The following is a 5,432-nucleotide window of genomic DNA, read 5'->3' as shown; positions in this document are numbered from 1 at the left end:
GTTAAAACCACCCCGACACGCCTACTGCCACAAGGCCAAACCCCAGTCATAAACACCACGTTTGGTTCCTATAGCCCGCAATCCCATGGTGCGGTACGACCTCCAAGGAGCGGTGCCGAAAACGGCAATATTCCGCGGCGATGAAGAATATGTGTCGCCGCGCCACGGGAAAGAGGGGCGTCACGTCCACACGAGCCGCGCATCATCGCATTACAGTAGGAGTCATGACGGAAAACACGCGTGTGCCCGAGGGCATGTCTTCAAAGCCGAGGATCAGGCCGGCGGAGGCGGGGGATACCCGGCCGCTGTCCGTGTCCGCCCGTCTGGGCCGTCTCCAGTTCCATCATTCCGGCAAGTTCCGTGTGCTGCAGGTCGCCGATATCCAGGACGGTCCGAACGTCGCGAAGGACACGATCAGACTCATCGAGGCGAGCCTCGACGCCGTGCGTCCCGATCTCGTCGTCTTCACCGGCAATCAGATCGCCGGTTATGACCCGGCGTTCGCCGAAACGTTCCGCAAACGCATGTGGAGCCCGGCGAAGCGCTACGACGACCCCGCCGACGCCGCGGCGGCGAAGGAGCGCACCCGTGATGCGGTGCGCGACGCGGCCGGTCGGTTCCTCGCCCCGCTGATCGCGCGCAAGGTGCCGTTCGCCGTCACCTACGGCAACCATGATTTCCAATGCGGGCTCGACAACGCCGAACTCGATGCCATCTACCGCGAATTTCCCGGGTGCGTGAACCCCGTGCCCGGTGTGGAGGCGGACGTGCTGCCGGGGCGCAGCCTTCTGCCCGATCAGGTCGTCTACCCGCATGCCGCCGGCACGTTCGCGTTGCCGGTGGCCGACGAAGACCATCGGCGCACGGTGCTCGGCATCGTCGTCCTCGATTCCGGCGATTACGCGCACGGCGGCGGTTTCGCGGGGCCGGACGGCTCCACGCTCGCGTTCCTGCGCGGCATCCCGCCGGTGATCGGGGCGCGTTCCGTCGTGTTCCAGCACATGCCGTTGCCGGAATACTACGATCTGCTCACGCCGGTCACCGCCACCACGCCGTATGCGATGCAGGGGTACCGCGACCACGCGTCGCGCTACTACGTGCCGGACGAGCATAAGGTGCGTCCCGGCGGGTATCTCGGCGAGGGCATCAGCTGCCCCGATGCGTCGGATGAGTTCGCGATTCTGCGCGGCGATGGGTCCGGGGCCGGCGACGTCGCCGGCGCCGCCCAGGATTCCCCGTGCCTTCCGTATATCGGCGTGGCCACCGGGCATGACCATCGCAACGGGTTCGTCGGCGAACTGGACGGCGTGCTCCTGGCGGCCACGCCCACCTGCGGGTTCGGGTCGTATGGCCCGGCGCCGGCCAAGCGGGCGACGCGTCTCGTCGAATTCGACATCCGCCACCCGTACGAGCCGCGCACCCAACTCCTGGAGTTCGGCGAACTCGTCGGCAAGCCCAGTTCGAAGAAGGCGTACACGTACGCCCTGAACGCGAAGCCGCCGCAGGAAGGCGAGGGCGACGACCTGCTGCGCAAACCCACCTTGTGGGGGCAGCTCAGGGGGCTGTTCAGCTGATGGGTGCCAGCTGACGGGTGTGAATATGATTGTGGCTCCTTCCCGGTGGGAAAGGAGCCACAATCATGGAGAAGAGAGGAAGCTGCCGCATCAGCGGCCGGAGGAGGCCTTGATCAGCGCCTCGGTGAGGTACTTGCCGGCGGCCATGACCAGCGGCGCGTAACGGCGGCCCGGTGCGGACCCCATACGGCCGGACGGTCCGGAGATGGAGATCGCGGCGATGACCTGGCCGGAGGCGTTGCGGATCGGCGCGGAGATCGAGCACACGCCCTCCTCGCGTTCGTTCACCGACTCGGACCAGCCGCGCTTGCGCACGGCGGCCAGCTTCGTCGCGTTGAACTTCGCGTGGCGCAGCCCCTGGTGCATGCGGTCGGAATCCTCCCAGGCAAGCAGGATCTGCGCGGCGGAGCCCGCCTCCATGGACAGCATCGCGCCCACCGGGATCGAATCGCGCAGACCGGAGGCGCGTTCCACGGCGGCGATGCACACGCGCTGATCGCCCTGGCGGCGGTAGATCTGCGCCGATTCGCCGGTGCGGTCGAGCAGCGTCTGCAGAATCGGGCCGGCGGCCGTGAGCAGACGGTCCTCGCCGGCGGCGGCGGCCAGTTCGGCGAAACGCGAACCGAGCACGAAGCGCCCGTGCTGGTCGCGCAGCACGAAACGGTGACGTTCGAGCGCGATGGCGAGACGGTGGGCGGTCGGTCGGGCCAGGCCGGTGGCGGCGACCAGCTGGCCGAGCGTGGACGGGCCGGTCTCGAGTGCATCGAGGATCTTTACGGTTTTGTCAAGTACGCCGACGCCGGAATGCACTTCGCCGTCGTTCTGATCGGATGAGGAGGAATCCTGATCCCCGGCGGGAATCTGGCTGGTGAGCGGCGTTTCGGCCGCGTCAGTCTCTGTGCTCGTTGAAGTCATAATTGCCGTTTATACCATCTCACATAGTGAAATACCAAATCGACGAGGTGTATCACGTGGTGAAATCCCTCAATTCGAGGTGTCATATTGTGCACAATGGCGATTCGTGCCATCTTCGTCGGGGTCTCGATGGCGGCGATTACAGGCGCTTTCCGGCACATCTCAATATCCGGCCGAGCGTGGCTGACCCCAAAACCCACCGCATAGGCTATTACCACGAACAAGGCGCAAACACAATACCCTGCGCCAAGAAATTAGGAGGAATTCCCATGGGAACGACACTGGCCGAGAAGGTCTGGGCCGATCATCTGGTGCGGAAGGGCAGCGATGGGGCGCCCGACCTGCTGTACATCGACCTGATGCTCATGCATGAGGTCACCAGCCCCCAGGCGTTCGAGGGACTCCGACTGGCCGGACGCAAGCCCCGTCACGTCGATCAGCTCATCGCCACCGAGGACCACAACACCCCCACGGTCGACATCGACCGTCCGAACCCGGACGAGACAAGCGCCCTGCAGCTGAGCACGTTGGAGAAGAACTGCAAGGAATTCGGCGTGCGTCTGCATGCGCTCGGCGACGCCGATCAGGGCATCGTGCATGCGTTCGCGCCGATCCTCGGCCTCACGCAGCCGGGCATGACCATCGTGTGCGGCGATTCGCACACCTCCACGCACGGCGCGTTCGGTGCGCTGGCATTCGGCATCGGCACCTCCGAGGTCGAACACGTGATGGCCACGCAGACCCTGTCCTTGAAGCCGTTCAAGACGATGGCCATCAACGTGAACGGCAAGCTGCCCGCGGACGCCACCGCGAAGGACATCATCCTCGCGATCATCGCGAAGATCGGCACTGGCGGCGGCCAGGGCTACGTCATCGAATACCGTGGCGAGGCCATCCGCGACCTGACGATGGACGAGCGCATGACGGTGTGCAACATGTCCATCGAGGCGGGCGCCCGCGCCGGCATGATCGCACCGGACGAGACCACGTTCGAATACCTCAAGGGCCGTCCGCACGCGCCGGAGGGCGAACTGTGGGACAAGGCCGTCGCGTACTGGAAGACGCTGAAGACCGACGACGACGCCGTGTTCGACAAGGAGGTGGACATCGATGCGTCCAAGCTCGGACCCTACGTGACGTGGGGCACCAACCCGGGCCAGGGCCTGCCGATCACCGCCAACGTGCCGGTGCCCGAGGAGATCGCCGACGCGACCAAGCGTTCCGCCGCCGAGCGCGCCATCGCGTACATGGGGCTCAAGCCCGGCATGCCGATCAAGGACATCGCCGTCGACACCGTGTTCATCGGCTCCTGCACGAACGGCCGCATCGACGACCTGCGTCAGGCCGCCGCCATCATGAAGGGCCACCACAAGGCGAAGAACATCCACCGCGTGCTTGTCGTGCCCGCCTCCTCGCGCGTGCGCCTGCAGGCGGAGAAGGAAGGACTCGACAAGGTGTTCGAGGACTTCGGCGCGGAATGGCGCAACGCCGGCTGCTCGATGTGCCTCGGCATGAACCCGGACAAGATGGTGCCGGGCGAGCGTTCGATCTCCACCTCGAACCGCAACTTCGAAGGCCGCCAGGGCAAGGGTTCGCGTACGCACCTCGCGTCGCCCGCCGTCGCCGCCGCCACCGCGATCCGCGGCACGATCTCCAGCCCCGCCGACCTGTAAGGTTCCGGCGTCCGGTTCCGCCCGACGATTCGTTGCATGGGGAGTGATCCCCGAAAGGAAAATCATGGAAAAACTCACCAAGCTGACCGGAGTCGGCGTGCCGCTGCGCCGCTCCAACGTCGACACCGACCAGATCATCCCGGCCGTGTTCCTCAAGCGCGTGACCAAGTCCGGCTTCGACGACGCGCTGTTCTACGCGTGGCGCCGCGACCCGAACTTCGTGCTCAACAAGCCGGAGTTCAAGAAGGGGCAGATCCTGGTCGCCGGCCCCGAGTTCGGCATCGGCTCCTCCCGCGAGCACGCCGTGTGGGCGCTGCACGACTACGGTTTCCGCGTGGTCATCGCGCCGAGCTTCGCCGACATCTTCTACGGCAACACCGCGAAGAACGGCGTGCTGGCCGCGATCATGCCGCAGGAGAACGTCGAACTGCTGTGGAAGCTCCTGGAGGAGGAGCCCGGCCGCGACATGACCGTGGATCTCGAGACCCGCACCGTGACCTGCGGCGATGTGACGCTGCCGTTCGAGGTGGGCGACTACGTGCGTTGGCGCCTGATGAACGGCTACGACGACATCGACCTGACGCTCCAGCACGAGGACGACATCGCCGCATACGAGAAGATGCGCGCCGAGAAGTTCCCGTTCAAGCCCAAGACCCTGCCCGCCAAGCACCTGCCCGAAGAGGAGATCAAGCCCGCCCGCGAGCTCGAATACGATTGGGCGGGCCCGTTGGCCGATCGCGGCATCATCTAGCTGCGACCGGGCGGCGTTCCATCTGTGCCGGCCGCATCGTGAAGCCCGGTGTCGTGCGTTTTGGTTGATCCAGGATGTATGGTGCCGGGTTTCGTCGTATTCGTGTGTTGCCGGGGAGGGGTGGGGTTGCTGGTTGTGGGTGTGGTTTGTGTTCATGCTCGTCGCTCATGGCTCATGTGGATGGAAGCATGTGGTCGAACCGGTGTTCCCCCGTGCTTGTCCGTTGCTTCTGGCTCATGTGGATGGAAGATGAACGGCTGGTGTGTGTGGGTGAATGTTGGGCGACACGCCGATGTGTCGTGGATGTTGCTCCTGTTCCGGCCTTGTTTCGGGCGTATGCTGTGCTTTGTGAGGCTTGGTCGCATTGTTTGCGACACGCCGAGGGAGCGCCGTCGTTGCAGCGATTTGGGCGTGGTTTTGTCATGTGGGTTTGCGTGGTTGTGGTTTTGCGTGTAAGTTAATCACTCGCTGCCGCTGAGCGGTCCGGTTGCTTTCCTTGGTTGGTTTGGTTGCCGGGTT

4 protein-coding genes are annotated in these 5,432 nt (G+C 65.0%); 3 read left to right on the top strand and 1 reads right to left on the bottom strand.

The features are described 5' to 3' along the window. The first annotated feature begins 224 nt into the window (after positions 1-224). Positions 225-1,574, top strand: a complete 1,350-nt coding sequence (locus GFD21_RS10875; protein WP_163197994.1) for a metallophosphoesterase — start codon at positions 225-227, stop codon at positions 1,572-1,574. A 90-nt stretch (positions 1,575-1,664) separates the two neighbouring features. Here GFD21_RS10875 and GFD21_RS10870 read toward each other — a convergent pair whose 3' ends face one another. After that, the gene (locus GFD21_RS10870) at positions 1,665-2,489 is read right to left on the bottom strand and encodes an IclR family transcriptional regulator (protein ID WP_163197993.1); all 825 of its coding nucleotides are present in this window, start codon (positions 2,487-2,489) and stop codon (positions 1,665-1,667) included. 269 nt (positions 2,490-2,758) lie between these two features. Between GFD21_RS10870 and leuC the strand changes: the two genes are divergently transcribed. Next, positions 2,759-4,162, top strand: coding sequence for a 3-isopropylmalate dehydratase large subunit (leuC, locus tag GFD21_RS10865; protein ID WP_163197992.1), 1,404 nt, complete (start codon positions 2,759-2,761; stop codon positions 4,160-4,162). Positions 4,163-4,226: 64 nt separating this feature from the next. Next, a complete protein-coding gene (gene leuD, locus GFD21_RS10860; RefSeq protein ID WP_163197991.1) occupies positions 4,227-4,913 on the top strand; it encodes a 3-isopropylmalate dehydratase small subunit in 687 nt (228 codons plus the stop codon). The last annotated feature ends 519 nt before the right edge of the window (positions 4,914-5,432 follow it).

This window comes from Bifidobacterium platyrrhinorum (assembly GCF_010667645.1).
GTDB lineage: Bacteria > Actinomycetota > Actinomycetes > Actinomycetales > Bifidobacteriaceae > Bifidobacterium > Bifidobacterium platyrrhinorum.
This window is presented reverse-complemented; position numbering and strand designations above follow the sequence as displayed.

Coding starts and splice junctions, on each gene's coding strand:
- GFD21_RS10870 (WP_163197993.1), bottom strand. CDS start 2,489: ATGACTTCAACGAGCACAGAGACTGACGCGGCCGAAACGCCGCTCACC.
- leuC (WP_163197992.1), top strand. CDS start 2,759: ATGGGAACGACACTGGCCGAGAAGGTCTGGGCCGATCATCTGGTGCGG.
- leuD (WP_163197991.1), top strand. CDS start 4,227: ATGGAAAAACTCACCAAGCTGACCGGAGTCGGCGTGCCGCTGCGCCGC.
- GFD21_RS10875 (WP_163197994.1), top strand. CDS start 225: ATGACGGAAAACACGCGTGTGCCCGAGGGCATGTCTTCAAAGCCGAGG.